Annotated in this window: 19 protein-coding genes; 13 read left to right on the top strand and 6 right to left on the bottom strand. The window is 67.3% G+C overall.

The window, feature by feature from the left end; genetic code table 11:
- Positions 1 to 5: 5 nt before the first annotated feature.
- From DXK94_RS09170 to DXK94_RS09160, 3 genes are all read left to right on the top strand, one after another.
- Positions 6 to 332 carry a rhodanese-like domain-containing protein gene (locus DXK94_RS09170; protein WP_115524722.1) on the top strand — a complete coding sequence of 109 codons (327 nt, stop codon included), beginning with the start codon at positions 6 to 8 and terminating at the stop codon, positions 330 to 332.
- Positions 332 to 1312 (top strand): prephenate dehydratase, encoded by a 981-nt coding sequence (pheA, locus tag DXK94_RS09165; RefSeq protein WP_115524721.1) that lies wholly within the window; start codon positions 332 to 334, stop codon positions 1310 to 1312. The genes DXK94_RS09170 and pheA overlap by 1 nt, the downstream gene beginning before the upstream one ends.
- A gap of 94 nt (positions 1313 to 1406) precedes the next feature.
- Positions 1407 to 1613 carry a hypothetical protein gene (locus DXK94_RS09160; RefSeq protein WP_079596886.1) on the top strand — a complete coding sequence of 69 codons (207 nt, stop codon included), beginning with the start codon at positions 1407 to 1409 and terminating at the stop codon, positions 1611 to 1613.
- 50 nt (positions 1614 to 1663) lie between these two features.
- Here DXK94_RS09160 and DXK94_RS09155 read toward each other — a convergent pair whose 3' ends face one another.
- Positions 1664 to 2719 (bottom strand): diacylglycerol kinase family protein, encoded by a 1056-nt coding sequence (locus DXK94_RS09155; protein ID WP_079596885.1) that lies wholly within the window; start codon positions 2717 to 2719, stop codon positions 1664 to 1666.
- A gap of 90 nt (positions 2720 to 2809) precedes the next feature.
- Here DXK94_RS09155 and serS point away from each other — a divergent pair, with 90 nt between their 5' ends.
- The 5 genes from serS to DXK94_RS09130 all read left to right on the top strand — a co-directional run bounded on the left by serS (position 2810) and on the right by DXK94_RS09130 (position 7389).
- Positions 2810 to 4090 carry a serine--tRNA ligase gene (gene serS / locus DXK94_RS09150; RefSeq protein WP_115524720.1) on the top strand — a complete coding sequence of 427 codons (1281 nt, stop codon included), beginning with the start codon at positions 2810 to 2812 and terminating at the stop codon, positions 4088 to 4090.
- Positions 4091 to 4278: 188 nt separating this feature from the next.
- The gene (locus DXK94_RS09145; protein ID WP_115524719.1) at positions 4279 to 5292 is read left to right on the top strand and encodes a hypothetical protein; all 1014 of its coding nucleotides are present in this window, start codon (positions 4279 to 4281) and stop codon (positions 5290 to 5292) included.
- Positions 5293 to 5468: 176 nt separating this feature from the next.
- Entirely contained in the window at positions 5469 to 6329 is an 861-nt protein-coding gene (locus tag DXK94_RS09140; protein WP_115524718.1) for an HAD family hydrolase, read from the top strand.
- A gap of 18 nt (positions 6330 to 6347) precedes the next feature.
- Positions 6348 to 6734 carry a hypothetical protein gene (locus tag DXK94_RS09135; RefSeq protein ID WP_115524717.1) on the top strand — a complete coding sequence of 129 codons (387 nt, stop codon included), beginning with the start codon at positions 6348 to 6350 and terminating at the stop codon, positions 6732 to 6734.
- A gap of 70 nt (positions 6735 to 6804) precedes the next feature.
- Positions 6805 to 7389, top strand: a complete 585-nt coding sequence (locus tag DXK94_RS09130; protein WP_115524716.1) for a histidine phosphatase family protein — start codon at positions 6805 to 6807, stop codon at positions 7387 to 7389.
- Between the two features lie 44 nt (positions 7390 to 7433).
- On the opposite strand, the gene DXK94_RS09125 is transcribed toward DXK94_RS09130, so the two are convergent.
- Positions 7434 to 8102 carry a GntR family transcriptional regulator gene (locus DXK94_RS09125; protein ID WP_115524715.1) on the bottom strand — a complete coding sequence of 223 codons (669 nt, stop codon included), beginning with the start codon at positions 8100 to 8102 and terminating at the stop codon, positions 7434 to 7436.
- Positions 8103 to 8147: 45 nt separating this feature from the next.
- Here DXK94_RS09125 and acnA point away from each other — a divergent pair, with 45 nt between their 5' ends.
- Positions 8148 to 10781 (top strand): aconitate hydratase AcnA, encoded by a 2634-nt coding sequence (gene acnA / locus DXK94_RS09120; protein WP_258868496.1) that lies wholly within the window; start codon positions 8148 to 8150, stop codon positions 10779 to 10781.
- Here acnA and DXK94_RS09115 read toward each other — a convergent pair.
- The gene (locus DXK94_RS09115; RefSeq protein ID WP_115524714.1) at positions 10778 to 11377 is read right to left on the bottom strand and encodes a hypothetical protein; all 600 of its coding nucleotides are present in this window, start codon (positions 11375 to 11377) and stop codon (positions 10778 to 10780) included. The genes acnA and DXK94_RS09115 overlap by 4 nt on opposite strands.
- Positions 11378 to 11545: 168 nt before the next feature.
- Between DXK94_RS09115 and DXK94_RS09110 the strand changes: the two genes are divergently transcribed.
- Positions 11546 to 13927: a phosphoketolase gene (locus DXK94_RS09110; RefSeq protein WP_115524713.1), complete on the top strand. Its 2382-nt coding sequence runs from the start codon at positions 11546 to 11548 to the stop codon at positions 13925 to 13927.
- Positions 13928 to 13942: 15 nt separating this feature from the next.
- On the opposite strand, the gene DXK94_RS09105 is transcribed toward DXK94_RS09110, so the two are convergent.
- A complete protein-coding gene (locus DXK94_RS09105) occupies positions 13943 to 14689 on the bottom strand; it encodes a DUF429 domain-containing protein (RefSeq protein WP_115524712.1) in 747 nt (248 codons plus the stop codon).
- A 125-nt stretch (positions 14690 to 14814) separates the two neighbouring features.
- Here DXK94_RS09105 and DXK94_RS09100 point away from each other — a divergent pair, with 125 nt between their 5' ends.
- Positions 14815 to 15654, top strand: coding sequence for an alpha/beta fold hydrolase (locus DXK94_RS09100; protein ID WP_115524711.1), 840 nt, complete (start codon positions 14815 to 14817; stop codon positions 15652 to 15654).
- Here DXK94_RS09100 and DXK94_RS09095 read toward each other — a convergent pair.
- Together DXK94_RS09095 and DXK94_RS09090 are read right to left on the bottom strand one after the other, a co-directional pair.
- A complete protein-coding gene (locus DXK94_RS09095) occupies positions 15585 to 16997 on the bottom strand; it encodes a carboxylesterase family protein (RefSeq protein ID WP_115524710.1) in 1413 nt (470 codons plus the stop codon). The genes DXK94_RS09100 and DXK94_RS09095 overlap by 70 nt on opposite strands.
- Before the next feature lie 158 nt (positions 16998 to 17155).
- Positions 17156 to 17644, bottom strand: coding sequence for an inorganic diphosphatase (locus tag DXK94_RS09090; RefSeq protein ID WP_079596875.1), 489 nt, complete (start codon positions 17642 to 17644; stop codon positions 17156 to 17158).
- A 155-nt stretch (positions 17645 to 17799) separates the two neighbouring features.
- On the opposite strand from DXK94_RS09090, the gene dacB reads away from it, so the two are divergent.
- Together dacB and DXK94_RS09080 are read left to right on the top strand one after the other, a co-directional pair.
- Positions 17800 to 19302 (top strand): D-alanyl-D-alanine carboxypeptidase/D-alanyl-D-alanine-endopeptidase, encoded by a 1503-nt coding sequence (gene dacB / locus DXK94_RS09085; RefSeq protein ID WP_115524766.1) that lies wholly within the window; start codon positions 17800 to 17802, stop codon positions 19300 to 19302.
- 80 nt (positions 19303 to 19382) lie between these two features.
- On the top strand, positions 19383 to 20516 hold the full coding sequence (locus DXK94_RS09080; protein ID WP_115524709.1) for a zinc-dependent metalloprotease: 1134 nt from the start codon (positions 19383 to 19385) through the stop codon (positions 20514 to 20516).
- Positions 20517 to 20537: the final 21 nt, after the last annotated feature.

Raw genomic sequence — 20537 nt, 5'->3', positions numbered from 1 at the left:
TTCCCATGAGTGATTTCGATACCGTTCCCGTCCAGGACATCCCTTCCGACGCCGTAATTGTGGACGTCCGGGAGGACTACGAATGGGTGGCCGGGCACGCCGAAGATGCCGTCCACATTCCGATGGACCAGATCCCGGCGCGCCTGGACGAACTTGATCCGGACGAGGACCTCTACATCATCTGCCGCACCGGGGGCCGCTCCTTCCGCGTCGCGCAGTGGCTCAACGGCCAGGGATACACCGCGATCAACGTGGCCGGCGGCATGGACCAGTGGCTGGAGCTCGGCAAGCCGCTGGTCTCGGACAACGGTCTCAAGCCGATCGTCCTCTGATGCCCGGCTCCGCCGTCACTTACGCCTTCCTGGGCCCCGAGGGAACCTTTACCGAAGCCGCCCTGATGCAGGTACCGGACGCTGCCCAGGCCACCCGCATCCCGGCGTCGAACGTCAACGCGGCCCTGGACCTGGTCCGGGACGGTGCGGCTGACGCGGCAATGGTCCCCATCGAGAACTCCGTGGAGGGCGGCGTCACCGCCACTCTCGACGCGATCGCCAACGGGCAGGAACTGCGGATCATCCGTGAGGTCCTGGTTCCCATCAGCTTCGTCCTGGCGGCCCCACCCGGCGTGGAGTTGGCAGACGTGCGGAGGGTGTCAACCCACGGGCATGCTTGGGCACAATGCCGGCTGTGGATGGACAAGAATATTCCCGCTGCGGAATACGTTCCAGGATCCTCCACCGCCGCGTCGGCCATGGGCCTGCTGGGTGAGGACTGCCACTACGACGCCGCCATCTGCGCGCCGCTCGTGGCCCGGGAGCAGCCCGGTCTCTCCGTTCTCGCGGAGAACATCGGCGACAACCCGGGCGCGGTGACGCGCTTCATCCTGGTAAGCCGTCCGGGCAGGCTGCCGGAGCGGACAGGCGCGGACAAGACCACCGTGGTGGTTCCGCTCCCGGAGGACCGGCCGGGCGCCCTCATGGAAATCCTCGACCAGTTCGCCAGCCGCGGCGTGAACCTGAGCCGGATCGAATCACGCCCCACCGGGCAGTACCTCGGCCACTACTTTTTCAGTATCGACGCCGATGGCCATGCGGGCGATGCGCGCGTGGCGGATGCCTTGGCCGGCCTTCACCGGATCAGCCCCAACACACGCTTCCTTGGCTCATATCCCCGGGCGGACATGCAGGAAACAGCGGTGGAGTCCCACACATCGGATGAGGCGTTCACGGCGGCAAAGTCGTGGGTGGCGTCCATCCTGCAGCCCGGGTCTTCACCGGCAGAAAACGTTTCCGCCGCTTCGCCCACAGCGTAGGTAAATGCCGTCGCGGGTACTTCCGGGGCTGTGGACAAGTGCGTATGCTTACTTGATCCACATGGGGGATGGCCCCTAACGAAGGGAGCGGGTCATGACTACCAGCAGCACAGACAACGATGGCCAGGGGATGATCGTCAACCCCCGGCCCACTGCCGACAACCAGGACTGGGACGGCGACGACGCAGACCGTGCTGACCGCCTGCGCTTCGAAGAGGAACAGGCAATGATCCGTGAGCAGTCCGAAGCCCGCGCTGCCGCCAAGGCCGCAGCCCAGGCTGCGAAGGAAGCCCACGCCTGACAGGTTCCGTGCCCTGCCAGCCGCCCCTTATCGAACAGTTGCAGCCCGTCCTAAACCTGACTTCTCACCCGCACGAGCAACGACCGTGGATCCACCTGGACTGTCAGCCGGGTGGCCTCGCCTGATGTGTCGCCGTCGAGCTGTGTGGGCATCGGTTCAGGGCATTTGATGACGATCCTGCCGGACCGGTACACAGTCATGATGGGCAGCTTGCCGCTGTGCTTGAACAGGATCTTGACGTACATCAGCAGCCAGCCCAGGGCGCTGCGCGGGCTCATCACCACCACGTCCAGCATGCCGTCGTCGATCATGGCCTGCGGGATGAAGTCGATGCCGCCGGGCACCAGGCCGCAGTTGGCGAAAAGGACGCTGCGGATGTTCCGGGCCTGCTCGGGGCTGCCGTCCAGCGAGATGGAGATCTTCTTCCGCCGGCCGGGAAGGTGCCGCATACCGGCCTCGGTGTAGGCGAGCCAGCCCACGGCTTTTTTCAGGCCGGCGTTTGTATCTGCCAGCACCTCGGCGTCCATGCCGATGCCGGCGATGACCAGGAAAACATGCTCCGAGGAATGTCCGGTGCGGGAGTTCTCGATCGCCATCCGGGCGGTATCGATAAAACGCTGCCGGCCGAAGAGCGCCGTCTGGACGTTGGCGTGCAGGTCGTTGACGTCCAGGTCCACGTTCCGCGCCAGCAGGTTGCCGGTCCCCAGCGGAATCAGGCCCATGGCCACTCCCGTGTGGGCAAGGGACTCGGCCACCACCCGCACGGTACCGTCGCCGCCGCCCACCAGGACGACGTCGGGCTTGTGCGCCAGCGCGGCCTGCACCTGGCCGAAGCCGGGGTCCTCCGCAGTGGTTTCAAAAAAGACGGGCTCATCCCAGCCCGCCGTGACGCAGGCGCGCTGGATGTCTGCCCTCGCCTCACCGGAGCGCGTCTTGATGGGGTTCAGGATCACGGCGACGCGCTGCTGGCTGAGTCCCGACTCGTGCGCGTCCCCGCCCACCGCGCTGCGGATATGCAGGGCCTTGAGCTTGCGCACGCCCCACCAGCTGGAGATGGCGAAGGCAAGCGCCACCGCAATCAGCAGGTAGAGAATCAGGTCGCTCATGGTGCTTCAACAGTAGCCCGGCGGCGGATGCCGATCCGGCACGCCCGGGGCCCGCCCGTCGTCGTGCGAGGTATTGGATACCCTTATGGGGTGATCGACGTAAAAGACCTCAGCGAAAACCCGGACAAGTTCCGTGCCAGCCAGCGCGCCCGCGGCGCGGACGAATCAGTGGTGGACGCGATCATTTCCGCGGATTCCGCCCGCCGGGCAGCGCTGATCCGCTTCGAAAACCTCCGGGCCGAGCAGAACGCTTTCGGCAAAAAGGTGGCGCAGGCCAAGGGTGAGGAGAAGCAGGCACTGCTCGCCGAGGTCAAGGAGCTGGCCAACTCGGTCAAGGCGGCGTCCGCCGAAGCCGACGCTGCGCAGACCAAGCAGGAAGAGCTGCTGCGCACCATCCCGAACCTCATCGAGGACGGTGTTCCCGAGGGCGGCGAGGACGACTATGTAGTGGTCAAGACCGTGGGCACGCCGCGTGAGTTCCCCGACTTTGAGCCGAAGGACCACCTGGAAATCGGCGAGCTGATCGGCGCCATCGACATGGAGCGCGGTGCCAAGGTGTCCGGCGCCCGCTTCTACTTCCTCCGCGGCGTGGGGGCCCGGCTGGAGATGGCCCTGTTGCAGATGGCGATGGACCAGGCCATCGAGGCCGGCTTTATCCCGATGATCACCCCCACCCTGGTGCGTCCGGAGACGATGCAGGGCACCGGCTTCGATGTAAAGCACGACGCCGAAATCTACCGTCTCGCCGAAGACGACCTTTACCTGGTGGGCACCTCCGAGGTGGCACTTGCCGGGTACCACGCCGACGAAATCCTCGACTTCTCCAAGGGTCCCATCCGGTACGCCGGCCAGAGCTCCTGCTATCGCCGCGAAGCCGGCTCGCACGGCAAGGACACCCGCGGCATCATCCGTGTGCACCAGTTCAACAAGGTGGAGATGTTCATCTACACCACCGTTGAAGAGGCCGCCGCCGAGCACCAGCGCCTGCTGGCCTGGGAAGAGGAAATGTTGGCGAAGTGCGAGCTGCCGTACCGCGTGATCGACACCGCCGCCGGCGACCTCGGCACCTCCGCCGCCCGGAAGTACGACTGCGAGGCATGGGTTCCCACCCAGGGCGCGTACCGCGAGCTGACGTCCACGTCGAACTGCACCACGTTCCAGGCCCGGCGCCTGAATATCCGTGAGCGTGTGGTGAACTCGGAGGGCGTCGCCAAGGGCACCCGGGCAGTGGCCACGCTGAACGGCACCCTTGCCACCACCCGCTGGATCGTGGCGCTCCTTGAGCACCACCAGAACGCCGACGGCTCCGTGAACGTGCCCAAGGCCCTGCAGAAGTACCTGGGCGGCCTCGAGGTCCTCCCGGTCCTGTAGTTTCCCGCCGCGCCTCTTTTGGCCGGCTCTCCTAAGCTTGTTCGCGAATCCGGACCTTGAAGGCTCGGATTCGCGAACAAGCTTAGGACCGGACGGGGGAGGGGTCCGGGCAGCTTCCCGCGCCCGCTTTGTCCACATAGGCGCCGGCCCATGCTGACTCCGCAGTCCCTTCCAGCCAGCCTTGGGGCATGGAGATTCTGCCCGGGCTCATCGATTCCGCCGCCATCGTGAGGACCCACGGGTCCACCGACGCTATTCACCGCGAATTCCGGGCGGGAAGGCTGGTCCGGATTCGCCGCGGTTTCTACGTCCGCACCATGGACTGGCTACGGGCCCGGCCGTCTGAGCGTTTTGCCTGGTCGACGGCGGCAGTGGCCAGGTCTGTCAAGGACGCTGTTTTATGCGGGGAAACCGCAGCCGTGGTCATCGGATTGCCCACGTTGAGGACACCTCCATGCGTGGAGCTGGCAACCACGCTATCCGGCCGGAGCGGAGTAAGGCGGTCTCCCCTCATGGTTTTGGGCGAGGACGACGCAGCCCGGCAGGTCCGGGCAAAACGCTCGTATCCCTTGCGATACTGCCTGAAGCCCGGCATAAAGCCCGAGGTCCATGGTGAGTTCCGGTGCACCAGCCCCGTCCAGACGACCCTCGACCTCATGGTCACCGGGAAACTCAGTGAGGCTTTGGTCGTAGCAGACGGACTGGCTGCACGACTGCACCGGCAAGGCATGCTATCCGCCGACTCCGACTTGTTGGCAGTAAGCGAGATCGTGGACGGCATTTCAGCCCACCCCCATGCCTCCGCACAGCGCAGGGCGGCTCGGGTGGCTGCCCTGGCCAGTCCCTTGGCGGAATCAGTCGGGGAGTCCTACAGCCGTGCCGCCTTTGAGCTCCTGGGTTTTGATCAACCTGTGCTCCAGCACGTTTTCCATGACCGGGACGGCTTTATCGGCAGGGCGGACTGCTGGTGGCCGCAACAGCGCGTTGGGGGTGAATTCGATGGGAAGGCGAAGTACCTTGACGCGGCCGTCCGTGGTGACACGTCGGCGGAAGAGGCTGTGTACCGTGAAAAGCTTCGTGAGGACCGGATCCGGGGGCTCGGCCTCGGCTTCGTGCGGTGGGGTTGGGCGGATGTGGAAAACCCGGAACGGCTGAGGCGCAAGCTTCTCGCGGTTGGCTTGCGCCCACATGTCAGAAGCTAGTCCGCGGATCCGGACCGTGAAGGCTCGGTTCCGCGAACAAGCTTAGGACCAGACGCGCGGCGCGCTCAGCGTGGGCCGGGAAAACGGAACCGCCGGCACGGGATGTTCACTTTCGGTTCAATAACTCTGTGGCGCGCGTCCTAGCGTCCTTCAGGGACGTCTGGTTCACTATGTGAATGACAACGCTGACTGAAACCTCAGTCGCCGGCAACGATGACCGGCGAGAGAACGACAACGACAACAATGGCCTGAAGCTGATGGTCGCCCTGGACGTCGACGGCACGCTCGTAGACCACGACGGCCACATGTCACCGGGCGTGCGGGAAGCCGCACAGGCTGTGGTGGCCGCAGGACATGAGGTCATGATCGCCACCGGCCGATCGCTCAACGCCACGCTTCCCGTCATCGAGAACATCGGGATCGAGCGCGGCTACGCAGTGTGCTGCAACGGCGGCGTGACCCTGCGGCTCCACCCCGAACTGGACAATGGCTACGAGGTCATGCACAAGGCCACCTTTGATCCTGCCCCCGCGCTCCGGGCCCTTCGAGAGAGGCTGCCCGCCGCCAAGTACGCGCTGGAGGATGAGGATGGCAACTTCCTCTCCACCGAGCGCTTCCAGGACCCGAGCTTCGGGGTCGAGGCCGTGGGCGTCGACTTCCACACCATGCTTGAGGCCACGGCCGTCCGCGTGGTGGTGTTCAGCACCGAAAACACCCCCGAGGAGTTCAACGAGGCGATTGAGCATGTGGGCCTCGCCGGCGTCACGTACTCTGTGGGCTGGACCGCCTGGCTGGACATCGCTGCAGCCGGCGTCACCAAGGCCAGTGCGCTGGAAAACCTCCGCCTCCAGCTGGGCATCGACCCCGACCGGACGGTGGCCATCGGCGACGGCCGCAACGACATCGAGATGCTCGGATGGGCGGGGCGGGGAGTGGCCATGGGCCAGGCTCCGGAGGAAGTCATCGCCGCCGCGGACGAGGTCACCCACTCCGTGTTCGACGACGGCGCCGCCCACGTGCTGCGCAGCCTGCTGTAGCGCAGGACCAGGGTCCGCATGGCCTGGGTCCAGCTGGCAGCGCTTGCTGCCTGCGTGGTTTTGGCCGGCCTGGCCGTCTTCCAGGCCGCCCTTATTGCCGGTGCCCCGCTTGGCAGGCTTGCCTGGGGAGGGCAACATGACGTGCTGCCGGCCAGGTTGCGGATCGGCAGCGCCGTTTCCATCGTCCTCTATGCGCTTTTCGCATACGCGGCGCTGGGCAGGGCCGGTACGGTGCCGCCGCTGGGCGGCGAGTCCGCCGCAGCCGTCATCATCTGGGTGCTGACCGGGTACTTCGCGCTCGGCGTCGTCATGAACGCCATCTCCAGGAGCAAGCCGGAGCGCCTGGTCATGACGCCCGTCGCGCTTGTCCTGGCCGTGCTTTACCTGGTCCTGGCCCTTAGCTGATGCGCCGGCGCGGACATCGCGGCATACTCCGGTGCCAGAGCCCCGTTGCAGTCAAGGCAGAATAGAAGGCATGACCCTTACGACGTTCGCCCTCGTCCGCCACGGCCAGACCGACTGGAATGCCGAGCGCCGGCTGCAGGGATCAACTGATATCCCGCTGAACGACGTCGGCCGCGGCCAGGCGCGTGACGCCGTCGCCGTCCTTGCCCCGTACGAATGGGACGCGATCGTCTCCTCGCCGTTGAGCCGGGCGGCCGAAACCGCAGACCTGATTGCCGAAGGGCTCGGGCTGGAGGTGGTGCGCCGCGTTCCGGAACTCACCGAGCGCAGCTTCGGGCCGGCAGAGGGAATGCAGGCCGGACCCGAACTGGACGCGCTGCGCGTCCCCGGCGGGTTCCAGGGCGCCGAGAGCGAGGACGAGGCAGCCGAGCGGGGACTCGGTGCGCTCGAGGCCCTGGCCGAGGAGTTCCGCGGCCAGCGGCTCCTGGTGGTTACGCACGGCACCCTGCTCCGCGTGAGCCTGAGCCGCGCCATTGGCCGAACGCTGACGAGTGTGGACAACGCGGTCCTTAACCTGGCGCACCACCACGCCATCGAAGGCTGGCAGCTCGAATACTTCAACGGCGAACCTGTTCTGGCTGCCACCCAGGGCTGAGCCGGACGCAGGGTTGATCAGACCCCGCCGCTGATCCGGCGGGGTCAGTCCTTACTCAACACGGCGATTGCCCGCCGGCCCAAGCTGCCCACGATGTGCCGGTGCATGATGTCCCGGGCGCGGGCGGCGTCGCCGGAAATGACGGCTTCGGCAATCTGCTGATGCTCTTCCTGGACCCGGAGCCGGTCCTTTTCTGACTCCTCCTGACCCCTCAGGCCCACCTGCCGGTAGCGGTCTGCCTTGTCCCACAGACCCTCAAGGATGCCTGTCAGCAGCGGGTTGTGGGACGCGGTGTAGATGGCGCGGTGAAAATCGCGGTGGGCCCTCATCGCCGCAAGATCGGATGCATCCCGGAGCGGGACCACTTGCGCCAGTGCGGCTTGGATATCGTCAATGTCCGACGGCGTCCGGCTCTCCGCGGCGAGGCCCGCCGCCAGGGGGTCCAGGTTTTCGCGGATGAGGTAGAGGTCCCTGGCTTCATCGGCGGTCAGGGCGGCCACCCGCGCGTCTGAATGTGACTTCAGTTCCACCAGTCCCTCGGCCGCCAGGCGGCGGAGGGCTTCCCGCAAAGGGGTGGTGCTCACGCCTATTTCCTGGGCCAGCCTCGACTGGCTCAACACGGAGCCCTCCTCAATTTCCCCCGTGAGGATGCGGCGCCGCAGTTCCTCGTAGGCGTAGGCGTTCTTGGTGAGTATCGGTGGCGGGACAGGCAAGGGTGAACTCCTCAGGCGGGCTAGGTTATAAGCTATAGTCTACCCGTGACGTCAGCCCAGAACTCCGGCCCCTTCACCCAAGTGCGCGTGAACGGCGAGGTGCTCCGGATGACCGACACTGAAGGCGCTTTCGGCCCGGACTACGGCAGGTTGCCCGTCGTCCTGCGGCTGCTTGCTGAAAACGTCCAGCGGAACATGCGCGGCGACGAGCGTGCGGAAGCAGTGGGCGCCCTCCGCCGCTGGCTGGACACCGGAAGCAGTACCGCCGAGATCGACTTCCTGCCCATCCGCGTACTGATGCATGACACCACCAGCACCCCGGCGCTGGTGGACATCGCCGCCATGCGGGATACCTTGGCCGAGCACGGGCAGGACCCGATGGCCCTGAATCCGCTGCTGCGGGTGGACGTCTCGATCGACCATTCGCTGGCTGTGGAAGAGTATGGGCGCCCCGATGCGGCAGCCCGCAACCTCAGGCACGAGATCCGCCGGAACCGGGAACGCTACCAGTTCCTCAAATGGGCATCGAAGGCGATGAATGATGTGCACATCAACCCGCCGGGTACCGGGATCATGCACACCATCAACCTCGAGCAGCTGGCCACCGTGGTGACCACGATTGAGAAAGACGGCGTCCGGTGGGCGGTTCCGGACATGATGGTGGGCACCGACAGCCACACCCCCATGATCAACGGCCTGGGCGTCCTGGGCTGGGGCGTCGGCGGGCTGGAAGCGCAGACCGTTATGTTCGGCATGCCCGCCACCCTGCGCATCCCGGACGTCGTCGGAGTCCGGCTCACCGGGGAGCTGAGGACCGGCACCCTGGCCACCGATCTCGCCTTGACCATCACCCACCGTCTCCGTGAAGTCGGTGTTACGGGCGAGTTCGTCGAATTCTTCGGGCCCGGCGTCTCCACCCTGACGGCGGGGGAGCGGGCCGTCGTCGCGAACATGGCACCCGAGTATGGCGCCACCACAGGCTACTTCCCCATCGACGACATGACCCTGGACTACCTCAGGGGCACCGGCCGTCCGGCAGAGCACATCCGGCTGGTTGAGGCGTACGCCCGGCAGGCAGGCATCTGGTTCGATCCGCAGGCCGCCCCGGTGTACACGCGGGTAGTCGATATCGATCTCTCCACCATTGACATGCACGCTGCCGGGCCGCGGCGGCCCCAGGACCTCCTGCCCGTCGGCGGTATCCGCAAAGCCTTGCAGCAGGAGAGCGGGCCCGCCAGCCCGGGCGCCGGGCCGCTTCCGGACTTCCCGGTAGCCCTTGCCGCGATCACCAGCTGCACCAATACCTCGGATCCGCGCCTGCTGATTGCCGCCGGGCTGCTGGCACGCAATGCCCGCCAAAGGGGCCTGGCAGTCCCGGACTGGGTCAAGACATCCCTGGCTCCGGGGTCCCCTGCGGCCGCCACGTACTTAAGGCGTGCCGGTCTCGTCGATGACCTTGCGTCCGTGGGCTTCGACATCGTGGGCTTTGGCTGCACCACCTGCATCGGCAATCCAGGACCGCTCACCCCTGCCGTCACCACAGCCCGGAAAGAGGGCACCAGTGAGCCGGTGGCCATCCTGTCCGGAAACCGCAATTTCCCCGGCCGGGTGCATCCCGACGTGGAACTCGGCTTCATCATGTCCCCGCCGCTGGTGGTGGCGTTCGCCCTGGCCGGCGATGCGAAGCGCGACCTCAGCACCGAACCCGTGCAGCATGCGGCAGACGGGTCACCCGTTTACCTGAGCGACGTGTGGCCCGCCCGCGAAGACATCGATGCCCTGGTGGTGATGGCCAACCATCCCGGCGATTTCCGCCGGGACTTCCTGGCCGCAAGCCAGGATCCGCAGTGGCAGCGGGTCGAGGCTCCCGACGGCGCCCGCTACCCCTGGGAGGAAATGTCCACCATCCTGCGCCGGCCGCCCTTCGCGGCGCTTTCCGAGGGAAGCCTCCTGGGGCAGTACACGGCCCACCCGCTGCTGGTCCTGGGCGATGACATCACCACGGACCACATCTCGCCGGCAAGTGCCATCCCGCCCGCCAGCGGCGTGGCGGACTTCCTCGTGGACCGGGGCGAGGACAGGGCCGACCTGAACGTTTTCGCCTCCCGCCGCGGCAACTGGGAAGTCATGGTCCGCGGCGCCTTCCACAATAAGTCCGTCAGGAACCTCCTGCACCCGGAAGCTCCGGTAGGCCAGACCATCCACGCGCCCTCCGGGGACAGCATGCCCATCTGGGACGCGGCGCAGCGCTACCGGGCCGAGGGCGAATCCTTGGTCCTGGTGGCCGGCGAGCGCTACGGCATGGGATCCTCGCGGGACTGGGCGGCCAAGGCCCAGCGGCTGCTCGGGGTCCGCGCAGTCATCGCCGCCGGCTTTGAACGGATCCACCGCTCCAACCTCATCGGCATGGGCATCCTCCCGCTCGTGATGCCGGCGGCGATGCGGGACGCGCTCTTCAGCCTGAAACCCGGCGACCGGATCATGCTGGACGCCGCCGAAGAACGGATCAGCCCCCGCGCGGGCATCCCGGCCACAATTGTCCGCGCGGACGGGACTGAAGAAGCCTTCACAGCCGCCGCGGCCGTGGAAACCCGGCTCGAATGTGAACTGCTGGTCGTTGGCGGCGTCATCCCCATGATCCTCCGCAGGACACTGCAAGGCACCGGGGTAACGCCTTAGCGCACCTCGAGGATCAAGCCCAGCAGCCTGGCTGCCGCGGGACGGGCGGCGTGTTCCTCGTTCCACTGCGCCCGCGCCACCGCTTTGCTGACGGCCTGGGTGGTGATGCCCAGTTCCTGCGCCACGGCTTTCTGCTGCCCGCGCACGCCGGGCGTCAGCAGGTCCAGGACGCGCCACTCCGCCTCGGACCGGTCGTGGACAATATGCCCCAGGAGCCGCAGCACGGCCTCGGCGTCATGGGCAATATCCGCCAGCGGCCCTTCCACGGCCACCGGAACCCGCTCCTTGCTGCTGCGCAGCCGGTCCACAGCACGCCGGGCATAGACCAGGCCGTGGCCGGAGGCATCCTTGATCTGGTTGGGAAGCGGCTCGCTGACAGGGCCAACGCCGATCCCCACATACCAGGAACCGCTGCGCAGCGCGATCAATGCGGCATCCACCGCCTGGTTCGGAGAGTCAACAATGCCCTGGACTTCATCCTCCACCGAGCGGTCGAAGTCCAGGCGCGCGGGGATGTGCCGCAGGTCCTTGAGCAACTGCGGTACCCGGTCCCCATCGCGCCGGACGTCCGTTTGATTGATTGTCAGCGTGAACATTCTGGGTACACACTACCCGGAAGCAGGAATCAGGGAATCTCTGTATTACGGCTGGTCAAATAGGAGATGGTGGCAGCAAAGCATGGGCAGAGGTTGCCTCAGCCCGGTCCATCTGTTGCGATGAAGGGACGGCCGCTGACGGGCGGCGCACCCGACGTGAGGATGGTTATGGCCGGCAGCATGGGGCAGGAAGAACTCGAACTCGTCGACCGCTGGTGGCGGGCAGCCAACTACCTTTCGGTGGGCCAGATCTACCTCCGGGCCAACCCCCTGCTGCGCGAACCTCTCAAGGCTGAGCACACCAAGTCCCGCCTGCTGGGCCACTGGGGGACCACCCCGGGGCTGAACTTCGTCTACGCCCACCTGAACCGCGTCATCCGCCGCGACTCCACCGAGATGCTCTTCGTGGCGGGTCCCGGCCATGGCGGCCCCGCCGTCGTCGCCAATGCCTGGCTGGAAGGCACCTACTCGGAGATCTATGCCCACGTGGGCAACGACGAAGCGGGCCTGGCCGAGCTCTTTCGCCAGTTCTCCTACCCCGGCGGAATCCCCAGCCATGCCGCCCCGGAAAGCCCCGGCTCCATCAGCGAGGGCGGCGAACTCGGGTACTCCCTGGCGCACGCCTACGGATCGGTGTTCGACAATCCCCAGCTGGTCACCGCCGTCGTCATTGGCGACGGCGAGGCGGAGACCGGACCGTTGGCCGCCAGCTGGCACTCGCACAACTTCCTGGACCCCGCGGCCGACGGCGCCGTACTGCCCATCCTGCACCTCAATGGCTACAAAATTGCCAACCCCACGGTCCTGGCGCGGATGCCCGAACAGCAGCTGGAACAGCTGCTGCGGGGCTACGGCCACGAGCCGTACTTCGTCACGGTGGACGATCCGGCCGCCACGGAAAAGGCGCACCGGGACTTCGCGGAGGCGCTGGACCGGTGCCTCGCGGACATCCGTGCCATCCAGGACGTGCACCGGTCCCCCTCGGCCGATCCGGACGCAGGGGAAGACGGCGCGCCGCGCTGGCCCATGATCGTCCTGCGCTCGCCGAAGGGATGGACCGGGCCGCGCTACGTGGACGGGCTGCAGGTGGAGGGCACGTGGCGCAGCCACCAGGTCCCGCTCTCCGAGGTCCGCACCAACAGTGGGCACCTGGGCCAGCTTGAGGAGTGGCTGCAGTCCTACCGGCCGGAAGATCTGTTCGACGGCGACGGCCGGCTCCGGCCCGACGTCGCCGAGGGTGCCCCTACGGGGGACTTCCGGATGAGCGCCACGCCGCACGCGAACGGCGGCGTGCTCCGGCGCGCCCTGAAGCTGCCCGCCTACCGGGACCACGCCGTCGAGGTTGCGCAGCCGGGGACCGAACGGGTCAGCCCCATGATCACCCTGGGCTCCTGGATGCGGGACGTCATCTCGCTGAACAAGGAAACGTTCCGGCTTTTCGGCCCGGACGAGACGGCGTCCAACCGGCTGCAGAACGTCTACGAGGTCACGGACAAGGTGTGGCAGTACCGGATTGACGACGTCGACGAGCACCTTGGGCGGTCCGGCAGGGTCATGGAGGTGCTGAGCGAGCACCTGTGCCAGGGCTGGCTGGAAGGCTACCTCCTCACCGGCCGGCACGGCGTCTTCAGCTGCTATGAGGCCTTCATCCACATTGTCGATTCCATGTTCAACCAGCACGCCAAGTGGCTGAAGGTGCACCGCACCTTGCCGTGGCGCCAGCCCGTGGCTTCGCTGAACTACCTGCTGTCCTCGCATGTGTGGCAGCAGGACCACAACGGGTTCTCACACCAGGATCCCGGGTTCATCGACCATGCCGTGAACAAGAAGGCGGAGGTCATCCGGGTGTACCTCCCGCCGGACGCCAACACGCTGCTGTCCGTGATGGAGCACTGCCTGGAGTCCACGGACTACGTCAACATCGTGGTTAGCGGGAAGCAGCCTTCACCCACCTGGCTGGGGCCGGCGGACGCCGCGAACCACTGCCGGCGGGGGCTGGGGATCTGGACCTTCGCCGGGTCCGAGGTGCCCGGCGAGGAGCCCGACGTCGTGCTGGCCTGCGCCGGCGACGTGCCCACCGTGGAGACCGTGGCCGCCGCGGAACTCCTGCGGGAAGGTGCGCCGGGGCTGAAAGTCCGCGTGGTCAACGTGGTGGACCTGATGAGGCTGCAGGACGAGAGCGAGCACCCGCACGGACTCCCGGCCCGCGACTTTGACGGGATCTTCACAAGGGACAAGCCGATCATCTTCGCCTACCACGGCTATCCCGCCCTGATCCACCGGCTGGCCTACCGGCGCAGCAACCAGGAAGGCCTGCACGTGCGCGGCTACAAGGAAGAGGGCACCACCACCACGCCCTTCGACATGGCCATGCTGAACGGCCTTGACCGCTTCCAGCTGGCCATCGACGCCATCGACCGCGTGCCGGGGCTGGCCGAGAAGCACTCGCTCCTGCGGCAGGACCTCCAGGACCGCCGCATGCGGGCCTTTGAACACACCCGGACGGACGGCGAGGACCCGGAGGAGATCCGGAACTGGCAGCTTTCCTAGCGGAGCAGCGCGGTCCTAGCCCACCAATGTGTCGAGTCCCGCGGAGGGCAGGTGGATCCAGCCCTCCGTGCGGGCGGCGGCCGCGTGGGCCCGGTCCGGCACCAGGGTCAGCCGGCGGGCCACCGCGCGGGCGGTAAGGGAAGCGACGACGGCGTCAAACAGGTCGTCCGATCCGGCCAGTTTGTTCCCGTACCCGGCCAGGTCCAGCCACGGCGCCTGCGCCGTGAGGCTGTCAAGCAGCAGGCTCAGGCGTTCTGTCTCGGCGCGGCCCTTGTAGCCGCGCCCGTTGAGCCCCCAGATTTTCAACGATGCGGCCGGGTAGACCTCTGCCAGGCGGCCGGAGCCATCCCTCGCCTGGGGCCCGTGCAGCGCGGCGATTTTTGCCTGAATCACCGCGCACCGCATGGCCGGATGCGCCAGCCGGTCTGCCGAAACGCTCAGCGGGATGAGGCCTGTTTGCCCCGTCACGAACCGGTCGGTGTCGCGGTACGCCAACAGCCGCCGGCCCGCTATCCCGTCATGCTCCAGAACCGGCGCCGGGTTGAGGGCGAGGTGTCCGGTAAGGAACGGAATGAGTGCGTCCGGCCAGCCCACCGGACAGTCGACGCCGGTCATGTCCGTGGCGCCGAACAGCTCCACGATCTCCCGGTCGTCCACGTCCAGGGACAGGTGCACCAGCCGTGCAGAACCCGGGAGCCATTCGATGACCGCCGCCGCGGTCTTCTTCGTGGCGGCTGCCAGATCCACTCCGAGCGTTTTCACGTGACCAGACTCTACCTCCGGGAACCCCGCTACCGCAGTGGACGCCGGATGACGCCCTGTCCCGCTTCTGAAAGGCTGGTGGGTGGTGCGCCACCCGGCTGACCGGCCCCGAAAGGATCATTTCCATGCCATGGCTTGATGTACTCGGCAACGACATCCACTACACGGACTCAGGCAAGGGCCAGCCGGTGGTGCTCCTGCATGGCCACGCCTCGGCGGCGGCCTGCTGGGAGCCGATCATCGCCGAAGTCGAGCAGGACTTCCGGGTCCTGTCCTACGACACCTACGACCATGGCTGGTCCTCGAACTCCCCGCGGCAGGGCCCGCTGGTTGACCGGGCCGCAGAGCTTGAACACTTTCTGGGCTCCCTCGGCCTGGAGAACCCGGTTATTGTGGGGCAATCCATGGGCGGCATGACCACGCTTCGCTGGGCCGTCCGCAACCCTGGCGGTGCCGCTGCCCTGGTGGTGTGCGGCATGGGCTGGCCGCTGGTGGTGCCGCCTCCGGGACAGCCTGGCGAGCCGGAGAAGTTCGAGGTCTTCAGCTCACTTGATGCAGACGAACGGATCTGGCTGGGTGTTGGAAATTCCTTCACGGAGCGGTGGATCGCGGAAAACCCGCTGGACTACGCCCGCTACATCCGGGTCCGGTCCACCGGTGCCGCCATTGAAGCGGCACGCCACCCGCGGAGCCTGGAACAGAGCCAGGGCGAGTTCCTCAGCGCCGACCCGCAGGACGTGGACTCGTTCCAGCGGGGACTGGAATCCATCTCCAGCCCGCTGGCGCTGCTGATCGGGGATGAGGAAAGGCCGCGCATCCGCCGCGGGGCAGAGCATGTTGCCGCTACGGTGCCGGGCGCGCGCCTCGTGGTCGTCCAGGACGCCGGCCACAACGCCTACTTCCAGCGCCAGGACATCCTGGTGGAAACCATCCGCAGCACGGCTGCCAGCACACGGGGCCGCTGACGCGGGTGGGGTGGCCGGTGCTCCGACCTGTAGGTGAGTGCGCCCGGAATCCCGCCCTCCGAACCAAGGTCTTCACCCCGGGCAAAGCCCGCCCAGAGCGCCCGCAGCTGCCGGCCCACAGCGTTTACGTCCTCCCAGCCGGCGCCGGCGATCAGCCCCACCCCGTCCCACGTGCTCCGGTTGCCGAACAGCAGCGGGAGATCAATGGTGTGGGCGGCGCCGAAGATGTTGCCGGGGGCGTGCCAGTGCAGGATGTAGCGGTGCGCATTCCCGCCCGCCCGGGTGTGCCGGCGGGCGAACTTCCGCGCAGCCCAGCCGTAGACGGTCTCTGTGACAACCCAGTTGATGGCCCGCAGCGCCGCATCACCCACCACCGGCACCGTGCCGAGCCTGCTGAGGTGCGGGCTGCGGGGCAGGAACAGCCTGGCTTCCTCGGACGTGTGCCCGATCAGCACCTCGATCCCGGGAGCTGAGCGGTTCCAGGCCTCCTCGATTCCGGCTTCCTCCGGCAGCGGTTCATGCCCGTACTGGGTCCCGAACGGCATGGCAGCCAGCATCCCGAACCTGCGGGCCACCTGGGCCACGTGGTTCTCCCGTTCCACTACGTCCATGGCCGGAGTTTCCCCGGTGACGGCCTCCGCGGCGATCCCCATGGCATGGTTCATTTTGGCCCGGCCGCGTGCAATGCCCAGCGGTGCGCTCTGGATGATGGCACGCTGGAAGAGCTTCGGCGCTTCCGGGGTGGCCATCAGGTGGGCGATGGCGTCGCCGCCGGCGGACTGCCCGAATGCGGTGACCCGGCCGGGGTCACCGCCAAACGCTGCGATGTTGCGCCGGACCCAGCGGAACGCCTCGAGCTGGTCCAGCAGTCCCAGGTTCCCCGGGCGGCCCGTGCGCGTGGCCAGGAACCCGAACAGTCCCAGCCGGTAGGTTACCGAAACCACCACCACCCGGTTCTCGGCCACCAGGACTGCGGGATCGAAGATGGCGAGGTCGCCGGACCCGGTGGTGTAGGACCCGCCGTGGATCCACACCATGACGGGCAGCCGTTCATCCGGGGACACGTCCGCAGGCAAGGTGATGGACAGGTTCTGGCAGTCCTCGCTGCCGGGGAGCTCGCCGTACCGGGTGCCCAGGACGTCATCGAGGAACGGGACTGGCCCCTGCGGGCAGGCCGGTGCGGGCGAGGTGGCAGCAAAAGGCTGGCTCCAGTCCGGCACCGGGACGGGCGGCTGGAACCGGGCGGCCGTGGCATAGGGAATGCCGGTGGCGCGGAGGACATCCCCGTCCCGCCACCCGGTGACGGGTCCGCAGGGCGGGCTGAAAACAGGTGCGGAGTTCACCGAACCCACCTTAAACCACAACCCTTAAGCAACAACGCGGAGTCACTTCCGGCCCAAATCCGGCGGCGGATTGGGCGCGGAGTGACCCCGCGTCGATGGCTGGGCCCACGCCGTCAGGGTTCCCTGACCGAGCGAAGCGATGAGGGAGACGGTGGAAACTAGTGGCCGGTGGGCACGTAACGCTTGATGGAGGCTTCCAGTTCGGCTTCGGCGGCGGCGCGGTCGCCCCAGCCCTCGGCCTTGACCCACTTGCCCGGCTCCAGGTCCTTGTAGCGGGTGAAGAAGTGCTCGATTTCCTTGATCAGGAAGTCGTTGACGTCGCTGACTTCCTGGATGTGGTCGAAGCGGGCGTCAACCGGGACGCAGAGGATCTTGGCGTCTCCGCCGCCGTCGTCCGTCATGTTGAAGACGCCGATGGGACGGGACTCCACGATGACGCCCGGGTGCAGGTCGAAGTCCTGCAGGAGCACCAGTGCATCCAAGGGGTCGCCGTCTTCGCCGAGGGTGTTTTCGAAGTACCCGTAGTGCGTGGGGTACTGCATGGAGGTGAAGAGGACGCGGTCCAGGCGGACGCGGCCGGTCTCGTGGTCAACTTCGTACTTGACGCGTGATCCCTTGGGGATCTCGATGGTCACGTCATGCTTCATGGAATGCTCCTCGGCAATTGCAGGGGGTGCGCGGCACATCTGACGGGCCCACAAAAAGGAGTGTCCGTGCCGCCGACTACTATTGAGGATATCGCGAGAGGCCCTGGAATCAGGAACTTGTGGGGATATTTCAGGACTTGAGGACCGGCACCAGCATGACCAAAACAACCGTCACGGACGCGTGGATGGACCGCGTCCGGCGGGCTGCGGACAGCTGGCTGGCAGCCGTGAAAAGCTCCTGGCCGGCGGTCCTGCTCACCGCGATCCTGGTTGCCCTCGCCGTCCCGGCGGCCCTGCTGGTGGCCCCCGGTTTCCTCGAACCCGAGCCCCCTGCCCCCGCACCGCCGGCTCCCGAATGGCAGCAGGTTCCGGCCACACTGTCAGCCCCTGAGGGGCTTGCCCCGTTGGATGCCTCCGCGGACATTCCGTCCCCGGAGGCGGTCACCACCCGGCTGGACCCGGTGTTGAAGACCGACGGCGGCGGTACTTTCACGGGGCTGGTCCAGGATGCGGTGACCGGCCAGGTTCTCTTTGACCGGGGCGGCTCCGAAAGCCGCGTGCCGGCGTCGAACCTGAAACTGCTGACCGCGGTCGCCGCGTTGCGCTCATTGGGCCCGGACCGCCGGTTCAGCACCACCGTGACCGCCGGCCCCATAGCCGGGCAGGTGGTCCTGAAGGGCGGCGGCGACGTCCTGCTCGGCGCCGGTGAATCGGCCGGTGAAAAGGTGATGGGCCACGGCGGCCTGGCCACGCTGGCGGCCCAGACAGCTGCGGCGCTGCAGGCTGCCGGAACAGCGGGGGAGATCAAGGTTCTGGTGGACGATTCCCTCTTCACCGGCCCCGTCCTTAATCCGGCGTGGCAGGCCGGGGATGTGGCTGCCGGTGAGGTGGCCCCGCTGTACCCGCTGGCGCTGCATTCGGCACGCTTCGATCCTGCCGTCACTACGGGGCCGCGCCCGCCGGATTCCGCCATCACGGCAGCGGAGGAATTCGCCGCCCGGCTGCGTGAGGCGGGTGCCGCGGCGGGACTGACCGTGGCCGCCGCCGTCGAACGTGCACCCGCGCCCGCAGGTGACACTGCCACCCCGCCGGTCCTGGCGGAAGTGCAGTCGGCCACCGTCGCGGAGCAGGTTGACCTGATGCTGCAGGTCTCCGACAACTACCTGGCCGAGGCTTTGGGCCGGATGGCTGCTGTCGCGGCCGGCCAGCCGGGCAGCAACGACGGCGCCACGGCGGCCGTCCGCGCGCAGCTTGCCGAGGCCGGAATCCCCTCGGACTCCATGCAACTTGTGGATGTCTGCGGGCTGGCCATGGGCAACCAGGTCTCGGCCCGCCAGTTCGCTGAGGTGGTCCGCGCCATCACGTCCGGCACGGACAGCAGGCTCCGCGAGGCACTGGACGGTTTTCCCGTTGCCGGCCTGACAGGCACCCTGGACGCGAGATACGGGGAGGAATCGACGGCGGGCGGCGCCGGGCTGGTGCGCGCCAAGACCGGAACCTTGAACACGGTGCTGGCGCTGAGCGGTTACGTGGTGGATGCGGACGGGCGGCTCCTGGTGTTCTCCTTCATCGGAAACGGTCTCACCCCGGGTGCCGCGGGCAACAGGGTGGCCCTGGACCGGGCCGCAACAGCCCTCGCCGCCTGCGGCTGCCGCTAGCTGCGTGGTTGCCGCCGCCGTGGTTCGCCGGTGAGCGAACTTAAGGACGATCCCCGGCCTGCTGTGTTCTGATGGGACTTATGGAGTCCACTGCAGGTGAGTCGTCAGCACAAACGTTGTCCAATCCGGCCCAGGCCCTGATCAACTGGGACCTTGCCGCGTCCACCGCGGCACGGCTGGCTCCTGCCGGGCCTGATTTGGGCCATGCCGCTATCGGCGAGGCAGTGGACAGCCTGCGCCGGCTCGCGGACGCCTCGGTGGAGCACGTCCACGAAATCAGCGGGCTGGAAGCTGCCAGGGACCTCCGCGACTCCAACGTGCTGGTGGTGGACCGTGCCTCGTGGGCCAAGGCCAACACCCAGAGCTTCGCCGTGATGCTGAAGCCCGCCATGGAAAAGATGCTGGAAAACCGCCGCGGCTCCCTCAGCCCGGCAGCTGCCAGCGTCAGCGGCGCCATCACCGGCAGCCAGCTGGGCGCCGTCCTGGCGTTCCTGTCCAGCAAGGTCCTTGGCCAGTACGATCCCTTCGCCGCGCTGGCCGAGGGCTCCAACGCGCCCGCCGGGGGCAGGCTCCTGCTCGTGGCCCCGAACATCATCTCCGTGGAACGCGAACTGAACGTCGCGCCCGAGGACTTCCGCCTGTGGGTGTGCCTGCACGAACAGACCCACCGGGTGCAGTTCGCCGCCGCGCCCTGGCTACGCCACCACATGTTGCAGCAGATCGACGACCTGAGCGGACACCTGCTGGGCAATGTCGATTCGCTGATGGAGCGGGCAACCGCCGCAGCCCGCTCGCTCAAGGACCGCTCCGCCACCGGAAACACTCCCGGCCGCGGGGCCATCCTGGACCTGCTGCAGGACCCGGAGGAAAAGGCTGCTATCTCGCACCTCACCGCCGTCATGAGCCTGCTGGAGGGCCACGCCAACGTGGTGATGGATGGTGTGGATGCCAGCATCGTCCCGTCCGTCAAGACCATCCGGCAGCGGTTCAACGACCGCGGCAAGGACCGCGGCGTGATCGAGAAGTTTATCCGCAGCCTCCTTGGACTGGACGCCAAGATGCGCCAGTACTCCGACGGCGCCCGGTTCGTCCGCGCCGTGGTGGACGTTGCGGGAATGGACGGCTTCAACAGGGTCTGGGAGTCCGCTGACCACCTGCCCACCGAACCGGAGATCCACGACGCCAAGCTGTGGCTGGACCGGATGGGCCTGTAATTGCCTGACGTTCCCCGCGTT

The organism is Arthrobacter sp. RT-1, from assembly GCF_003367205.1.
In the GTDB taxonomy this organism is placed as follows: Bacteria; Actinomycetota; Actinomycetes; order Actinomycetales; family Micrococcaceae; genus Arthrobacter.
Note: the sequence above shows the minus strand (reverse complement) of the source record. Positions and strands in the feature narration are given on the sequence as shown.